We start from the raw sequence: 15727 nt of genomic DNA on the forward strand, positions 1-15727 counted from the left end.
GCCTCGGGTTTGGTCACCTACATAGCGTTACGCAGGGAGCTGAGGAATAGCTGAAGGGTCACTCCAAGGCGAGTGGGAGTTCGACCCGGAAGGTGCAGCCGGCGCCGATCGCGGTGGTCAGCGTGACGGCGCCGCCGTGGGCGTCGACGAGCGCCCGCACGATGGCCAGGCCGAGGCCGCTGCCCCGGTCGTCGCCGGCCCGCCGCCGCGAGCGGGCCGTGTCGGCCCGGTAGAACCGCTCGAAGACCTTCTCGGCCTGGTCCGGCGGCAGTCCCGGCCCCTTGTCGGCGACCTCCAGGAACACGGTGTGGCGGCCTGCGCCGACCCGGACGGTGACGGGCGTTCCCTGGTCGGTGTGGACGAGCGCGTTGGTCACCAGGTTGCCGATGACCTGGCGCAGCCGTACCTCGTCGCCGGAGACGATGAGGGCGGCGCCGCCGACGACGTCGAGGCTGATCACCCGGTCGGGCTGCAGGATGCGGGCGTCGTGGACGGCGTCGGCGGCCAGCGCGAGCATGTCGACGGGCCCCATCCTGAGGGGGCGCTGCTGGTCGACGCGGGCGAGCAGCAGCAGGTCGTCCACGAGCAGACTCATCCGGCCGGCCGCCTTCTCCACGCGCTGCATGAGCTCGGCGGGATCGGCGCCGGGGTTCTGGCGGGCGTACTCGGCGAAGCCGCGGATGGAGGTGAGCGGGGTGCGCAGTTCGTGCGAGGCGTCGCCGACGAACTGGCGCATGCGGTCCTCGGAGCGGCGAGCCGCGGCCTCGGATGCGGAGCGGGCGGCGAACGCGGCCTCGATCTGCGCGAGCATGCCGTTGAGGGAACGGGCCAGCCGGCCCACCTCGGTGCGCGGGTCGCCGTCGGGGACGCGCCGGCCCAGCTCGCCACCCGCGATGGCCTCGGCGGTGCGCTCGATCTGGATCAGCGGACGCATGCTGCGCCGCACGCTGGTCACGCCGACGACGGCCAGGATGAACAGGATGCCGCCGCCGCCGAGCAGCTCGATCAGGCCGAGCCGCCGGGTGATCTCCCTGACCTCGGTCAGGTCGGCGGCCACGACGAACGAGCCGTACGGGGTCTCGGTGTGCAGGACCCGCCACTCGCTCTCGCCGTCGCCGGCCTTGGCGGTGTAGATGCCGGGGCCGGGCGAGGGCGACAGCACCGGCTTGGGCCTGAAGTCGACGTCGCGGTCGATCTGGAGCGGCTGGTAGCGGCCGGTTCCGTCGCGCACCAGGACGATCGTGTCGGACTCGATGAGCAGCGGCTTGTCGCCGACCTTGCGGCCCTTCTCGCGCCGCTGGAAGTCGTACTCCAGCTTCTTCTGCATGCGTACGGCGACCAGGTTGACCTGGCCGTCGACCCGGTCGAGCAGGTAGCCGTGCAGGACCGAGACGCTGACCAGGCCGATGAAGGTGAGGCCGAGCGCGAGCAGCGCCAGCATCGCGGCGATCAGCTTGATCCTGAGCGGCAGGCCGGACATCAGGGGCTCGGCGGCAGGCGCAGCACGTATCCGACACCGCGCAGCGTGTGGATGAGCCGAGGACTCCGGTTGTCGATCTTCCGGCGGAGCACCGACACGTACGACTCGACGATGCCCACCTCGCCCCGGAAGTCGTAGTCCCACACGTGGTCGAGGATCTGCGGCTTGGACAGCACGCGGCCGGCGTTGGTCATGAAGTAGCGCAGCAGCTTGAACTCGGTCGGCGACAGCGCGACCGAGGTGCCGCCGCGCCACACCTCGTGGCTCTCCTCGTCCAGCTCGATGTCGGCGAACGTCAGCCGCGGCGGCGGTGCGGGCCCGTCGCCGTTGGTGCGGCGCAGCACCGCGTGGATCCGGGCGACCACCTCTTCGAGGCTGAACGGCTTGGTCACGTAGTCGTCGCCGCCGAGGGTCAGACCGCGGATCTTGTCCTCGGTGTCGTCGCGGGCGGTCAGGAACACCACCGGCGTGTGCGTCCCGCCGCCCCGCAGCCGCTGCACGATCTCGAACCCGTCGAGGTCGGGCAGCATGACGTCGAGCACGATGAGGTCCGGCCGGTGCCGTTGCACGGCGGCCACCGCGTCGTGGCCGCTCTTGGCCGTGGTCACGTCGAACCCCGCGAACCTGAGGCTCGCGGCGAGGAGTTCGAGGATGTTGGGGTCGTCCTCGACGATCAGCAGGCGCGCTTCCATCACCTCCAAGGATGCACTCATCGGGCGAGTGCTGGAACAAGTGCGGCGATATGCCGTGCTATCGCGAGGCTCGACGTGGCCGCCGGGGAGGGGGCGTTGCGGACGAGCACCACCCGCCCGTCCACGTCCACGGCGAAGTCGTCGACCAGGCGGCCGTCCCTGGTCACGGCCTGCGCGCGGACGCCGCCCTCGGCGCGGCGCAGGTCCTCGGCGGTCAGCTCGGGCACGTAGCGCCGGGCCGCCTTGAGGAAGGCGCTCCTGGCCAGCGAGCCGTAGATCTCCTTCAGGCCGGTGCGCCAGTGGTGCCCGGCCATCCGCACCGTGCCGGGCCAGCCCATGATCCGCCACACGTCCCGCACGTCGCGCCGCCGGTAGCCCTCGTAGGCGAGCGCCAGCACGGCGTTCGGGCCGACCAGCACCTCTCCGCCGACGTGCCGGGTCAGGTGGACGCCGAGGAACGGGTAGCGCGGGTCGGGCACCGGGTAGATCAGGCCGCGCACCAGCTCCCTGGCGTCGCCGGCGAGCTCGTAGTACTCGCCGCGGAACGGCACGATCCTGATGTCGCCCCGGCGGCCGGCCAGCGCGGCGACCTCGTCGGTGCCGAGCCCGGCGCAGACCACCAGCCGGTCGAAGGCGAAGCGCCGTCCGGCCGCCACCACCTCCACGCCCGAGGCGGTCTCCCGGATGGCGCGAACCTGGTGCTCCAGCCGTACGGACCCGCCGAGCTCCGCCACGTCGAGCGCGAGGCGGCGCGCGACCGCGGCGAAGTCGGTGATCGCCGTGTGCGGCGAGTGGACGGCGCCGACACCGACGGCGTGCGGCTCGATCTCGCGCAGGCCCAACGCGTCCAGCTCGGCGACCGCGGGCACGCCGTTGGCCCTGGCGCGCTCGGCCAGCGCCTTCAGCAGCGGGCGCTCGGCGCGGGTGCTCGCCACGACGAGCTTGCCGACCTCCTCGTACGGCAGCGCGTGCCGTACGCAGTAGTCCTTGAGCAGCGCCACGCCCTCGCGGCACAGCCGGGCCTTGAGCGACCTGGGCGGGTAGTAGATGCCCGCGTGGACCACGCCGCTGTTGTGTCCCGTCTGGTGGGCCGCGACCCGGCTCTCCTTCTCCAGCACGGTCACCTCGGCGCCGCGCCCCATGGCCAGCTCGCGGGCGACCGCCAGGCCGACGATGCCGGCGCCGACGATCCCAATCTTCTCCGTCACGGCGACAGTCTGCCTATTTCCCGCCGATCCAGGTGGCCTTCCGCACAGAGCCACCGCAATGTATCCGAAACGGTGTCTCGAACCGGACGCAAAGTGACGCCCAGCGCCTCCAGGGCGGGGGTGTCGTCCGTGGGGACCATGGTGAGCATGATCTCGGCCGCGTCGCGGGTCAGGGGGTAGGCGATCCGGGCGCCGAGCGCCTTGGCGCCGTCGAGGGCCGTCGCGACCCCGCGCAGCAGGCCGGCGGGCAGCCGGTACGCGCGCCCGCGCCGGCCGGTCAGCTCGGCGCAGAGGGCAGCGATCTCCGCCCAGGTCAGGAAATGTCCACCGATGAGGTGGCGCCGCGCGCCCTGCCCCGGCGTGCAGCAGCGGGCCAGCGCCACGGCCAGGTCGCGCACGTCCAGCACGCCCACGCCGCCCGGGACGATCGGCCAGCCGGAGCGCGTCCCGGCCCGGAAGCCCTCGTTGAGCGCGTCCAGCCTGGGCTGGCCCGGGCCGAGCAGGCCGCCGGGGTAGACGATGGTCACGCCGTCGAGGCTCCTCGCGTGGCGCTCGCCCTCGACCTTGGACCGGCCGTACGCGTTGCGCGGGCTGGCCAGGGGACTCTCGGCGGTGATGACCGGCCCGGCGGGCGGGACGAAGACCGCGACCGTGGAGACGTGCACGACGGGGTCGAGCCCCAGCTCGACGGCCTGGTCGAGGACGTTGCGCAGGCCGACGACGTTCGAGCCGCGCAGGTCGGCGCCGTGCCCGGTGACGCCCATGTCGGCCGCGGCGTGCAGCACGGCGTCACAGCGCTTGAGCGCGTCGCGGACGGCCGCGGCGTCGCGGATGTCGGCCTGGTGCAGGGGCCAGGAGGCGCTGGTCGGTCCGAGGCCGGCGCCGGCGAGGGAGCGCGCGGCCTTGGCCGGGTCCCTGACGAGGAGGTGCGGCTCGTGCCCGGCCCCGGCCAGGGCGACGGCCGCGTGCGCTCCGACGAACCCGGAGGCACCGGTGACCAGCACGCGCATGCGGCCAACCTAGCGCTCACTTGGTGAACGATCAACCGTCCCGCATGTCTTCCTCGTGGGCGGCTGTCAAGCGTGGCGGGCGGGTTGGTTGTCGAGGCCCTGGCGTTTGGCGGCTGTGTCGTGCTGAGGTCCGGCCGTCGCTGAGGAGGGTGCGGTGAAGCTGGCCAGGAGGTGGAGAGAGGCTGTGGCGTCCGAACCGTCGGGAGCGCTGTAGATCATCATGGTCAGGTCGGGGTCGTCGGGGGCCCGCATGGCGACGTAGTCGAGGGCGAGTTCGCCGAGTCGGGGGTGGGCGAAGCGTTTGCGGCCGTGGGTCTTGCCGCGGACGCCGTGGTCGGCCCATAGGCGGCGGAAGTCGGCGCTGTGCAGGGACAGTTCTCCGACCAGGGTGGCCAGTTGGGGGTCGTCAGGGTGACGGCCGGCGTCGAAGCGGAGGTTGGCGACGGTGTCGCGGGCCTTGGCTTCCCAGTCGGGGTAGAGATCGTGAGCCGCCTCGTCGAGGAAGACCAGCCTGGCCATGTTCCGTTCAGCGGCGGGTAGCGCGGGGAAGTCGGCGATCAGGAGCCGGGCCAGTTCGTTCCAGGCCAGGACATCCAGGCGGCGTCCGATGATGTAGGCGGGGACGGCGGACAGGGCGTCCAGGGCCTGACGCATCTCGGGACGGACCTGTTGGGGACGGCTGGGGCGTTTGCGGGTGGCACTGGGCTTGGCCAGGTTGTGCAGGTAGGCGCGTTCGTCGGCGTCGAGGCGGAGAGCACCGGCGACGGCGTCCAGGACGTCGGCGGAGACGTTGCGGGCACGGCCCTGTTCCAGGCGGGTGTAGTAGTCGACGCTCACCCCGGCCAGCAGCGCCAGTTCCTCCCTGCGCAGGCCCGGCACCCGCCGCTGGCCGCCGAAGTTGCCCGCACCGGTCTCATCGGGGCCCAGACGGGCACGTCGAGTCTTGAGGAACTCGCTGAGCTGCTGTGCACGGTCCATACCCCCCAGTATCGGTGACGTCCGGTCTGTTCTGCCTGGTCCTGGCAGGCCCAGGCAGGACGGACCCCGGCTGAACGGAGCTCTGGGTGGCCGGGAGCCGGGACCGCAGGATGGACATCGTTCGCCAGCGAACACAGCACCACCACGATCGACCACTGAAGATCAGGAGTTTCCGCCGTGTCGAACACTCTCACCATCGTTGCCGGTTTCATCGCCAAGCCCGGCCAGGAACAGCGGCTGCGGGACGAGCTGAACGCGATGATCGCGCCTTCCCTGGCCGAGGAGGGCTGCCTGGGCTACCAGCCCTATGCCGACCCGAACCGCCCCGACCGCATGATCATCGTTGAGGAGTGGGCCGACTCCGCCGCGCTCGAGTTCCACTTCTCGCTGCCGCACTTCAAGCACGTCGCCCAGGTCTTGGAGGAGATCCTCGCCGAGCCGTTCACCCTGCGTCGTCTGAGCGACATCCCTGCCTGAACCGGCTCCGGCAGGCAAGCCACGAGGCCGCTCCCGCGATCGTTGCGTGACCCAGAATCGAACGTGAGTACGATGGATTCATGTATCTGCCGCCGGAGTGGCCGCCCGAGGTCCGTCCGCCCAGCGTCCCCGACTGGGAGACCTCGGCCGTGGCCTGGCTGCTCGACGCAGTGCCCCCGGACTACAGGGCCTACGAAGTTCTGAGACGCCATCCGATCGCCCTGGCGAGGATGGCTGTCCACCACGTCAATTCGGCTGTCGAAGCGGCAAGGGCGGGATACCGGAGTGCGGCCGTCGATCTCAAGACCTGCCTTCCGCCCCATGCTGTTGAGGCAGTACTCGACGTCTATCGCCAGGAAGGTCCGCGTCTGGTCCGCTTGGCCCGCTCCATCGAAGTGGTGGAGCGCGCCCTGCGGGGCGACCTGTTCACCGCCACGATGCGCAATGCCAGGTGAGGCGCGGGCCGACGCGGTCCCCGGTGCCGCTCAACCGGCTCCGGGCTGGATGAGACCTGTCTCGTAGGCGGCGATGACGGCTTGGATCCGGTCGCGGAATTTTCCCCTGGTCCCGTGACCGCGGCTCAGCGGGTGCGGCGGGCGATGTAGGAGATCAGGCCGGTCGCGCCCGCGGCGGCGGCCAGCCAGATGAGCACGTCCCGGGCGCTCAAGCCCTTGGCCCCGCCGTCCCCGCCGTCGGACGCCTCCGGCCGCGGCGAGGCGGCGCGGGCTCCCCGCTGCGAGGTCCGGGGGCTCTTGCTCTGCGTGGGTCTGGCCGACGCCGGGACGTCCCGCGCCGCCTGCCCCGGCAGCGGCACCTGGTAGACCGGGCTCGACGCCCCCTCGCTGCCGACGAGCAACGCCCTGCCGTCGGCCGTGTACGTGATCGACTCGGCCTGGTCGAGCTCCGGCATCGACACCTTGGTGATCATTTCGCCGTTCGGCCGGTAGAGGGTGGCCGAGAAGTAGGTGCGGACCACGTACGAGGAGCCGTCGGGGGCGTACGCGGCGTCGGTGGCCATCAGCGGCGCGGCGGCCACCTTGCGCAGCACGTTGACCCGGCCGGTGCGCAGCTTCGCGGGGGCGGCGTACACGGACCCCGCGAACTCCTTGGACACCACGTACAGCCGCCCCGTGACCGGGTGGACCATGAGCCCCTCGGCGTTGCGGGCGCCGTCCGCGTAACGGAAGCGGTAGCGGACCGCCGGGAGTGTCGCGTCCCGGAGGGTCTCCGGCTCGGTCACCTTGTAGACGGAGACGTCGGGCCACGCGCCGTCCATGTTGTCGCCGATGTCGGCGAACCACAGCACTCCCCGGCCGGTGGCCGGGTCCTTGGTGGCGGCCATCGCCTCCCAGTCACGCGCCTGCGCCCCGCTCACCCGGAACGTCGCCCGGGTCCGCCCGTCGCCGCCGACCGCGTAGAAGACGGGGGCGGCGGAGCTGTCGTTGTGCGTGTAGTAGACGTCCTGGTGCGTCGGCGAGACCGCCAGGCCGCTGGACTCGGTGATCCGCTTGTCCTTGAACCGGAACAGCTTCTTCCCCACGTCGTCGGCCGCCGCGGGCGCCGAGAGAGCGCCCAGTACCACGCATGTCGCCGCGGCGGTCACGACCGCCCGTCTCAGGTCCCCCACGCCGCCATCATGCCTCAACGACCGCTCCGCCGACCCGAGCGCTGTGCCGGTGGAAGCCCGTGCCCTGGAGCACGACCAGGACGAGGTTGGTCACGGCCAGGGCCGTCCACAGCCCGGTGAGCCCCCAGGTCGCCGCCACCGGCACGGCCGCGAGCACCATCAGCCCGTAGCCGCCGGCGAAGTAGACCATGCTGGCCGCCGACTTCTTCAGCGCGGTCAGCCCGATGCCCTGCACGGCCTGCGCGCCGTCGGCGGCCGAGGCGAGCAGCATCAGCGGCAGCAGGCCGGCCGCCCGCTCCCGGACGCCGGGGTCGTCGGTGAACAGCGCCAGCACCGGATCGCCCAGGACCAGCAGGAGGAGCGCGCCCACGGCGGTGCCGCCGAGCGCGACCAGCGCCGCCGCCCGGTTGGCGCGCCGCGCTCCCGCGGCGTCGGCCGCGCGGGCCACCTCGGGCACCGACGCCTGCGCCACGGACAGCGAGGCCAGCATGATGAGGGAGGTGAGCGTGGTCAGCACCGCGTGGGCGGCGGCGTCCCTGGCACTGGTGGTGCTCGCGGCGAAGGTGATGACCCCCAGCCCGCCGAACTTGATCAGCACTGTGGCGGCCAGCGGCACGCTCACCCGGGCCAGCTCGGCGATCCGGGCGGGCCGCGGCCGCCCCTGGCCCACCCGGACGCCGATGGCGCGCCGCAGGCAGACGTTGGCCACCACCACGCCGACCGTGCCCCACAGCAGCCAGGCGACGCCCACGCCGGTCAGGCCGAGGCTCGGCACCAGGACGAGCGAGGCGCCGGCCATCACGGCGGTGCCCGCCAGGCTGGACCAGAGCACCTGCCGGCTGTGGCCGAGCGCGACGAGCACGGTCGTGGCGCCGCCGGAGGAGGCGTACACGAGCAGGTAGAGGGCCAGCAGCCAGGGCAGCAGCCCCAGCTCGGCGACCACCTCGCCGGGCACGCCGGTGACCCGCGCGAGCAGGGGCACGGCGAGTACGGCCAGGGCGCCGGCCGTACCGACGAGGAATGTGAGCCAGCGCGCGTCCCGGAGGATGGGGACGGCGCGGACGGGATCGTCGCGGTGCGGCGCGACGAACGGCCCGAGCCCGCGCAGCGCTCCCGTGACGGCGGCGGAGGCGGGGTTGAGCACGGCCGTCATGACCGCGAAGGCAGCCAGGGTGACGGTGGCGTGCCGGCCGAGCACCGAGGTGACCACGAAGGTGCCGATCACGCTGGTCACCATCGAGAGGAAGAGCGGAACCGCCGACCTGATGATCACCCCGCCCACGCGGGTCACCCTACTAGCCTGGAGTGCGCTCCAGGTATTTAGCCTGAGAGGTATGGATTATGTGAACCTCGGACGCAGCGGGCTCAAGGTCAGCCCGCTCTGCCTCGGCACCATGAACTTCGGTCCCGCGACCAGCGAGGAGGACTCCTTCGCGATCATGGACCGGGCCCACGAGCTGGGCATCAACTTCTTCGACACGGCCAACGTCTACGGCTGGAAGAAGGGCGAGGGGGTCACCGAGCGGATCATCGGCAACTGGTTCGCCAAGGGCGACGGCCGCCGGGAGAAGACGGTCATCGCGACCAAGCTCTACGGCTCGATGGGCGACTGGCCCAACGACGACAAGCTCTCCGCGCTCAACATCCGCCGCGCCTGCGACGCCTCGCTCCAGCGCCTGCAGACCGACTACATCGACATCTACCAGGCCCACCACGTCGACCGGAACACGCCGTTCGACGAGTTCTGGGAGGCGATGGAGATCCTGCGGCAGCAGGGCAAGATCCTGTACGTCGGGTCGTCCAACTTCGCGGGCTGGCACATCGCCAAGGCCCAGGAGACCGCGGCCCGTCGCAACACGCTGGGCCTGGTCAGCGAGCAGAGCCACTACAACCTGCTGACCCGGGCGGTCGAGCTGGAGGTGCTGCCGGCCTGCGAGGACTACGGCCTCGGCGTCATCCCGTGGAGCCCGCTCGGCGGCGGCCTGCTCGGCGGCGTGCTTCGCAAGATCGACAAGGGTCGCTCGGCCAGCGACCACATGGTCAAGCAGTTGGAGAAGCACCGCGACAAGATCGAGCAGTACGAGAAGTTCTGCGACGAGCTGGGCGAGGAGCCCGCGTACGTGGCGCTGGCGTGGCTGCTGACGCGGCCCGCGGTCACCGCCCCGATCATCGGGCCGCGCACGCTGGAGCAGCTCGACGGCAGCCTGCGAACCCTGGAGATCACGCTGGACGAGCAGGCGCTGGCGCGGCTGGACGAGATCTTCCCCGGTCACCGCACCGCGCCGGAGGACTACGCCTGGTAGGAGGCGCGGTTCGCGGGCGCGTCAGCGGAGCAGGGCGCCGACGACGACGATCAGCAGAAGGAGGCCGAGCACGGTGGGCAGCAGCCAGGAGCGAGGACGGTCCACGTTGTGGAGCCTAATCGGGCCGCGAGGGTGCCAGCGCCCACTCGGCCAGTGACTCGTACCTCACCTGGGCGCCGGTGTGGCTGCGCACCAGGCGGACGGCCTCCGCCCGCCACGGCGTCCCGCTGAAGCCCGACAGCGACTCGACGAGCGGGCGGAGGTCCGTCTCCGCCCGCGCGCGGGCCAGCGTGAGATGCGGGTGGAAGCGCTTGTCGTCGACCTGACCGGCGCCCGCCCGGCGGGCGCCGGCCTTGACGGAGTCGGCCAGCCGGTTCATGGGGTCGCCGGTGACGGCCGCCCAGAAGACCCTGGCCCGCCGTACGGACGAGAACGCCCCGAACCCGGTGAAGGCCAGGTCCAGGACGTGGTGGCGGCGTACGGCGCGGGCCAGGCGCACCTCCAGCTCCGGCAGGGCCGCCTCGGGCACCTCGCCGAAGAAGCCCAGCGTGATGTGCCAGGTGGCGCGGTCCGGCCAGCGCAGCCCGGGCACCTCGCCGACGTGCGGCGCGATGACGCGTTCGAGCTCGTCGAGCGCCTCGGCGGGCGGCACCACGGCCGCGAAGAGCCTCATGCCATCCGATTCTGCAACGGATGGCCGGCGGCCGCCCCGCTCAGGCGGTGGCGGCCACGGTGCGGCGCACCCGGGAGCCGATCAGCCGCGTGACCACCAGCGCCAGGCCGGTGCCCGCGAGCGCGAGCACTCCGGAGAGCATCACGCCGGCCCGGGGGCCGCCGAGGTCGGACAGCCAGCCGACCAGCGTGGCGCCGACCGGCGCGCCACCGGTGAAGACGAGCATGTAGATGCCCATGACCCGGCCGCGCATCTCGGGCGAGGAGGCGAGCTGGACGCTGGCGTTGGCGGCCGTGTTCACCGTGATCAGCGCGATGCCCGTGGGGACGAGCAGCAGCAGGTACAGCGGGTAGAACGGCGCCAGGCCGGTGGCGACCTGGAACAGCCCGAACCCGATCGCGCCCGCCATCAGCACCCTGCGCGACGGCCGCGACCGCCGGGCCGCGAGCAGCGCCCCACCGAGCGCGCCGACGGCGAACATGCTGGACGCCAGGCCGAACGAGGACGCCCCTGCGGCGAAGACCTCGCGCGCCATGAGCGCGATCGACATCGAGAACGCCTGCGAGAACATCGACACGAAGCCGATCAGCAGCACGGGCATGAGGAGCTCCTCGCGCTCCAGCACGTACCGCAGGCCCTCGCGGAGCTGACCCTTGGCCCGCGGCACCGGCTCCGACAGGTGGAGCTCGGACTTGCGCATGAAGACCAGGCTGGAGATGACGGCGGCGAAGGTCAGCCCGTTGATGAGGAACAGCGGCCCCGTGCCCCCGAGCACGTAGATCAGCACGCCGGCGACGGCCGGGCCGACCACGCGGGCCAGGTTGAAGGAGGAGCTGTTGAGGGCGATCGCGTTGGACAGGTCACGCCGGCCGACCATCTCGACCACGAACGCCTGCCGGGTCGGCACCTCCACGCAGGAGATCATGCCGAGCACGAACGCCATGACGTACACGTGCCACTCCTGGACGGAGTGCGTGACCGTCAGCAGGCCGAGGGTGAGCGCGAGCAGGGCCATGAGCGACTGGGCCGCGATGAGGATGGGCCGCTTGGGGTAGCGGTCGGCCAGCACGCCGCCGAACAGGCCGAAGAAGAGCATCGGCAGGAACTGCAGGGCGGTCGCCGTTCCCAGCGCCGCCGCGCTGCCGTGGGTGAGGTCCAGGATCAGCCAGTCCTGGGCGGTGCGCTGCAGCCAGCCGCCGACGTTGGAGACGGCGCCACCGGCCACGAACATGCGGTAGTTGCGATACCTGAGCGACCGGAACATCCCGGTCCCGGGTTGTTCGCCTTCTATATCCTGCTGAGCTTCTCCAGGATCGGCGCCGCCTGCCTGAGGATCGACCGCTCCTCGGGTGTCAGCTCCTTCAGCCGCTGCGTCAGCCACGCCTCCTTGCGGCGGCGCTCCTCCTTCAGCAGCTTCTGGGCGGCCTCGGTCACGGTCACGGTCACCTGGCGCCGGTCGGTCGGATGCGGGGTGCGCGAGACCAGCCCGCGTTCCTCGAGTGCGGCGATCACGCGCGTCATCGAGGGGGGCTGCACCTTCTCGAGCTCGGCCAGCTCGCCGGGCGTTATCCCGGAGTGCCGGTCGACCGCGGCGAGCGTCGCGAACTGGGTGGGAGTCAGTGTGTGCACCGCCGCCTGCCGTCGCAGCCGGCGCGTCAGCCGGGCGAGCGACACGCGCAGGGCCGAGGCGAGGCCCGCGTCGCTGCGCAGATCTGTCTGTTGCTGGTTCTTCATTAGCACGTCTCATTACCTTTGCTAACTATAGGGCAGGGCAAGATATTTCTCCAACTCATTACCTGTCTCGCCCCTTGATACACCGAGGCCGCCCCTCTTGCGAGGGGCGGCCTCGTCGCTGGTCAGCAGGGAAATCGTACGGCGGTCAGACCCCCAGCACGGCCCTGATGGGGCCCAGCGCGAAGTACAGCAGGAACATGGCCGACACGACCCACATGAGGGGGTGGATCTCCCTGGCCTTGCCCCGGACGACCTTGATCAGCACGTAGCTGACGAAGCCCGCGCCGACGCCGTTCGAGATCGAGTAGGTGAACGGCATGACCACGATCGTGAGGAACGCCGGGATGGCCAGCTCGTAGTCGCTGAAGTCGATCTCGCGTACGGACGTCATCATGAGGAAGCCGACGACGACCAGGGCGGGAGTGGCCGCCTCGTAGGGCACCACCTCGACGAGCGGGGCGAAGAAGACGGCCACGAGGAAGAGCGCGCCGGTGACGACGCTGGCCAGGCCGGTCCGGGCGCCCTCGCCGACGCCCGCGGCCGACTCGATGTAGGTCGTGTTGGACGACACCGACCCGGCGCCGCCCGCCGCCGCGCCGAGCGAGTCGACGAGCAGGATCTCCCTGGTGCGGGGCAGCACGCCGTCCTCGCCGACCAGGCCGGCCTGCCGGCCCACGCCGACCATCGTGCCCATCGTGTCGAAGAAGTCCGTGATGAGCAGCGTGAAGATGAGCAGCGCGACGAGCAGCGCCGAGACGCGGCTGAACGCGCCGAACGGGTCGAACTCGGTGAAGAGCGTGAGGGGGTTGTGGAAGTCGAAGATCTTCTGCGGCGCGGTGGGCACGTTGAGCTGCCAGCCGCCCGGGTTGTCGGCCGACGCGGGCCCGGCCTTGGCCAGCGCCTCCACGATCACGGCGAGCACGGTCGTGCCGACGATGCCGATGAGGATCGCGCCCTTGACCCTGCGGGCCACCAGCGCGGCCGTCGCCAGCAGGCCGACCACGAAGACGAGGATCGGCCAGGAGGTGAGCGCGCCCTTGATGCCCATCTCCAGTGGCGGGCCGGCGGCGACCCGGCGGACGAAGCCCGCGTCCACGAAGCCGATCAACGCGATGAACAGGCCGATGCCCACGCTGATGGCCGTCTTGAGCTGGGCGGGGATCGCGTTGAAGACGGCCACCCGGAAGCCGGTCAGCACGAGCACGGCGATGATGACGCCTTCGAGGAAGACCAGGCCCATGGCCTCCTCCCAGCTCATCACCCCCGCGATGTTGAAGGTGACGAAGGTGTTGAGCCCGAGCCCCGCCGCCATGGCGAACGGCACGCGGCCCACGACACCCATGAGGATCGTCAGCACGCCGGCCACGAACGCCGTCCCGGCGGCCACGAGCGCCACGTTGGGCGCCGATCCGTCGCCGATGAACTGCTTCTCGACGTCCTGGCCGTTGGCGATGATGATCGGGTTCAACACGACGATGTAGGCCATCGTGAAGAAGGTGGCCAGGCCGCCCCGTACCTCACGGGAGATGGTCGAGCCTCGTGCGGAGATTGCGAAGAATCTGTCGATAGCGGTAGTTCTGTCACTCACGCGCGAAGAGTGACAGCAGTGGCGTTCCGGTAAAAGTGCTGGTAATCGGATCGAGACCGGATTGGAAGCTAGGCTGGACACGTGAACCAGGAGTGGCGCCCCGATCCGGAGCCGATCGAGACCAACGACGTGGCCACCATCGCCGTGGGCACCGGCCTGTGGGCCGTCGCCCTGGTCGTGCTCCTCGTCCTGCGCCCCGGCCCGGAGCACCAGTGGTGGATCTGGACGTGCGCCGTCGGCGCGTTCCTCGGCCTGCTCGGGCTCTGGTACGTCCACCGGCGCGCCACCAGGAGCTGACATCCGCGGCTCGAACGCCTGACATTCGTCATCTCCGGACCGTCTCCGAAGTCACCCGGAAGAGCTGTTTCCGGCCACTACCTGGGCGAGATCGGCAAGCCCATGCTGATGGGCATGAAGAAGACCGCGCTCGTCTCCGCCCTCTGCCTGGCCGCCCTCACCGGCTGCGCCGCCGGGAGCGGCACCCCGGCGACCACGACCGCGACCACGACCGGCACCAGCGGCACCGGCACCGCGATCGCCTGGCGGACCTGCACCGGCCTCACCGGCCCCGACGGGAAGCCCGCCGCCCCTGACCCGACCCTCCAGTGCGGCAAGCTGGCCGTGCCCCTCGACTACGCCAGGCCCGGCGGCGAGCGGATCGACCTGGCGCTGATCCGGGTCAAGGCCACCGGCGACCGGCTCGGCTCCCTCGTCTTCAACTTCGGCGGGCCCGGCGGCTCCGGCGTCGACACGCTCGCCATGGCCGCCCGCGCGTTCGCCGCCCTCGGCACCCGCTACGACCTGGTCAGCTTCGACCCGCGCGGCGTCGAGCGCAGCGCCGGCGTCCGCTGCGGCGGCGACGTGGAGGCCATCCTGAACGCGACCGACGGCGCGGCCGGCGACAAGGCGGTCCGGAAGTTCGTGGCCGCGTGCCGCAAGGACTCGGGCAAGGTGCTGCCGCACGTCGGCACGGTCGACGCCGCACGCGACATGGACCGCATCCGCGCCGCGCTCGGCGACGCCAAGCTCAACTACTTCGGCCTGTCGTACGGCACGCAGCTCGGCGCCGTCTACGCCACCCACTTCCCCGAGAACACCGGCCGGTTCGTCCTGGACGCCGCGTACGACCCCAACGGCACGTTCGGCGACCGGGCCGTCATCCAGGCGACCGGGTTCGCGACGTCCTTCACCGCCTTCGCCAAGGACTGCGTCGCCAAGGGCTGCGACCTCGGTCAGGACCCCGCGGCGGTGAAGAAGACCGTCGAGACGTTCGTGGACGGCCTGCGGGACAAGCCGCTCAAGGTCGGCAGGCGCACGCTCACGCACGCGCTGGGCCAGTTCGGCGTCATCACCCCGCTGTACGCCAAGGCCACGTGGCCGCTGCTGGAGCAGTCCGTCGCCGCCGCCGTCAAGGGCGACGGCTCCATGCTGCTCACGCTTGCCGACTCCTACACCGGGCGGCGCGCCGACGGAACGTACGCCACCACGCTCACCAGCCTGCAGGCGATCACCTGCGCGGACTCCTCCGAGCGGCCCACCCCCGCCCAGGCGGCCGCGGTCAACCGGAAGATCAAGAAGATCTTCCCTGTGCTGGCCAGGAACGGCACGGTCCCGCAGTGCGCCCACTGGCCGGTGCGCGGTGACGACCGGGCCAAGCACATCGACGCCATCGGCTCGGCGCCCATCATGGTGGTGGGCGCCAAGGGCGACCCGGCCACGCCGTACCGGTGGGCGGTCAGCCTGACGGCCCGGCTCAAGACGGGCACGCTGCTCACGTACGAGGGCGAGGGCCACGGCGCCTACCTCAGCGGAAGCGCCTGCGTCGCGCAGCACGTCAACACGTACCTGCTGACCGGCAAGCTCCCGGCCCGCGACACGACCTGCCCCGCCGCCTGACCTCCTTGGTCCTCGCATCGGCCGATGAGCACGCATGCCGCGCTCATCGGTCGATGTGCGC

At 71.4% G+C, this 15727-nt stretch carries 16 protein-coding genes; 5 read left to right on the plus strand and 11 right to left on the minus strand.

Annotated features, from left to right (window positions below; genetic code table 11):
* Positions 1-58: 58 nt before the first annotated feature.
* The 5 genes from AB0H64_RS27365 to AB0H64_RS27385 all read right to left on the minus strand — a co-directional run bounded on the left by AB0H64_RS27365 (position 59) and on the right by AB0H64_RS27385 (position 5368).
* A complete protein-coding gene (locus AB0H64_RS27365) occupies positions 59-1480 on the minus strand; it encodes a HAMP domain-containing sensor histidine kinase (RefSeq protein ID WP_357629903.1) in 1422 nt (473 codons plus the stop codon).
* A complete protein-coding gene (locus AB0H64_RS27370; protein ID WP_357629905.1) occupies positions 1480-2172 on the minus strand; it encodes a response regulator transcription factor in 693 nt (230 codons plus the stop codon). The genes AB0H64_RS27365 and AB0H64_RS27370 overlap by 1 nt, the downstream gene beginning before the upstream one ends.
* Positions 2173-2189: 17 nt before the next feature.
* On the minus strand, positions 2190-3380 hold the full coding sequence (gene lhgO / locus AB0H64_RS27375; RefSeq protein WP_357629907.1) for an L-2-hydroxyglutarate oxidase: 1191 nt from the start codon (positions 3378-3380) through the stop codon (positions 2190-2192).
* Entirely contained in the window at positions 3377-4390 is a 1014-nt protein-coding gene (locus AB0H64_RS27380) for an NAD-dependent epimerase/dehydratase family protein (RefSeq protein WP_357629910.1), read from the minus strand. Before AB0H64_RS27380 ends, lhgO begins: the two co-directional genes overlap by 4 nt.
* Positions 4391-4456: 66 nt before the next feature.
* Complete coding sequence (locus AB0H64_RS27385; RefSeq protein WP_357629913.1) at positions 4457-5368, minus strand: helix-turn-helix transcriptional regulator; 912 nt, start codon at positions 5366-5368, stop codon at positions 4457-4459.
* Between the two features lie 177 nt (positions 5369-5545).
* Here AB0H64_RS27385 and AB0H64_RS27390 point away from each other — a divergent pair, with 177 nt between their 5' ends.
* The gene (locus AB0H64_RS27390) at positions 5546-5845 is read left to right on the plus strand and encodes a putative quinol monooxygenase (RefSeq protein WP_357629916.1); all 300 of its coding nucleotides are present in this window, start codon (positions 5546-5548) and stop codon (positions 5843-5845) included.
* 80 nt (positions 5846-5925) lie between these two features.
* A complete protein-coding gene (locus AB0H64_RS27395) occupies positions 5926-6300 on the plus strand; it encodes a hypothetical protein (RefSeq protein WP_357629919.1) in 375 nt (124 codons plus the stop codon).
* Between the two features lie 125 nt (positions 6301-6425).
* On the opposite strand, the gene AB0H64_RS27400 is transcribed toward AB0H64_RS27395, so the two are convergent.
* Both AB0H64_RS27400 and AB0H64_RS27405 read right to left on the minus strand, forming a co-directional pair.
* The gene (locus AB0H64_RS27400) at positions 6426-7472 is read right to left on the minus strand and encodes a hypothetical protein (protein WP_357629922.1); all 1047 of its coding nucleotides are present in this window, start codon (positions 7470-7472) and stop codon (positions 6426-6428) included.
* 7 nt (positions 7473-7479) lie between these two features.
* Positions 7480-8754: an MATE family efflux transporter gene (locus AB0H64_RS27405; RefSeq protein ID WP_357629925.1), complete on the minus strand. Its 1275-nt coding sequence runs from the start codon at positions 8752-8754 to the stop codon at positions 7480-7482.
* 52 nt (positions 8755-8806) lie between these two features.
* On the opposite strand from AB0H64_RS27405, the gene AB0H64_RS27410 reads away from it, so the two are divergent.
* Positions 8807-9775 carry an aldo/keto reductase gene (locus AB0H64_RS27410; RefSeq protein ID WP_357629928.1) on the plus strand — a complete coding sequence of 323 codons (969 nt, stop codon included), beginning with the start codon at positions 8807-8809 and terminating at the stop codon, positions 9773-9775.
* A gap of 115 nt (positions 9776-9890) precedes the next feature.
* Here the strand turns inward: AB0H64_RS27410 and thpR are convergent, their stop codons facing one another.
* The 4 genes from thpR to AB0H64_RS27430 form a co-directional block, all read right to left on the minus strand.
* A complete protein-coding gene (gene thpR / locus AB0H64_RS27415) occupies positions 9891-10448 on the minus strand; it encodes an RNA 2',3'-cyclic phosphodiesterase (RefSeq protein WP_357629931.1) in 558 nt (185 codons plus the stop codon).
* A 40-nt stretch (positions 10449-10488) separates the two neighbouring features.
* Complete coding sequence (locus AB0H64_RS27420; protein WP_357629933.1) at positions 10489-11712, minus strand: MFS transporter; 1224 nt, start codon at positions 11710-11712, stop codon at positions 10489-10491.
* Between the two features lie 23 nt (positions 11713-11735).
* Complete coding sequence (locus tag AB0H64_RS27425; protein WP_357629936.1) at positions 11736-12182, minus strand: MarR family transcriptional regulator; 447 nt, start codon at positions 12180-12182, stop codon at positions 11736-11738.
* A gap of 145 nt (positions 12183-12327) precedes the next feature.
* Positions 12328-13770, minus strand: a complete 1443-nt coding sequence (locus AB0H64_RS27430) for an NCS2 family permease (protein WP_357629939.1) — start codon at positions 13768-13770, stop codon at positions 12328-12330.
* An 81-nt stretch (positions 13771-13851) separates the two neighbouring features.
* Here AB0H64_RS27430 and AB0H64_RS27435 point away from each other — a divergent pair, with 81 nt between their 5' ends.
* Both AB0H64_RS27435 and AB0H64_RS27440 read left to right on the plus strand, forming a co-directional pair.
* On the plus strand, positions 13852-14067 hold the full coding sequence (locus AB0H64_RS27435; protein ID WP_357629941.1) for a DUF2530 domain-containing protein: 216 nt from the start codon (positions 13852-13854) through the stop codon (positions 14065-14067).
* Between the two features lie 114 nt (positions 14068-14181).
* Positions 14182-15666 carry an alpha/beta hydrolase gene (locus AB0H64_RS27440; protein WP_357629944.1) on the plus strand — a complete coding sequence of 495 codons (1485 nt, stop codon included), beginning with the start codon at positions 14182-14184 and terminating at the stop codon, positions 15664-15666.
* Positions 15667-15727 lie beyond the last annotated feature (61 nt).

Source organism: Nonomuraea sp. NPDC050733 (assembly GCF_040654215.1).
GTDB lineage: Bacteria > Actinomycetota > Actinomycetes > Streptosporangiales > Streptosporangiaceae > Nonomuraea.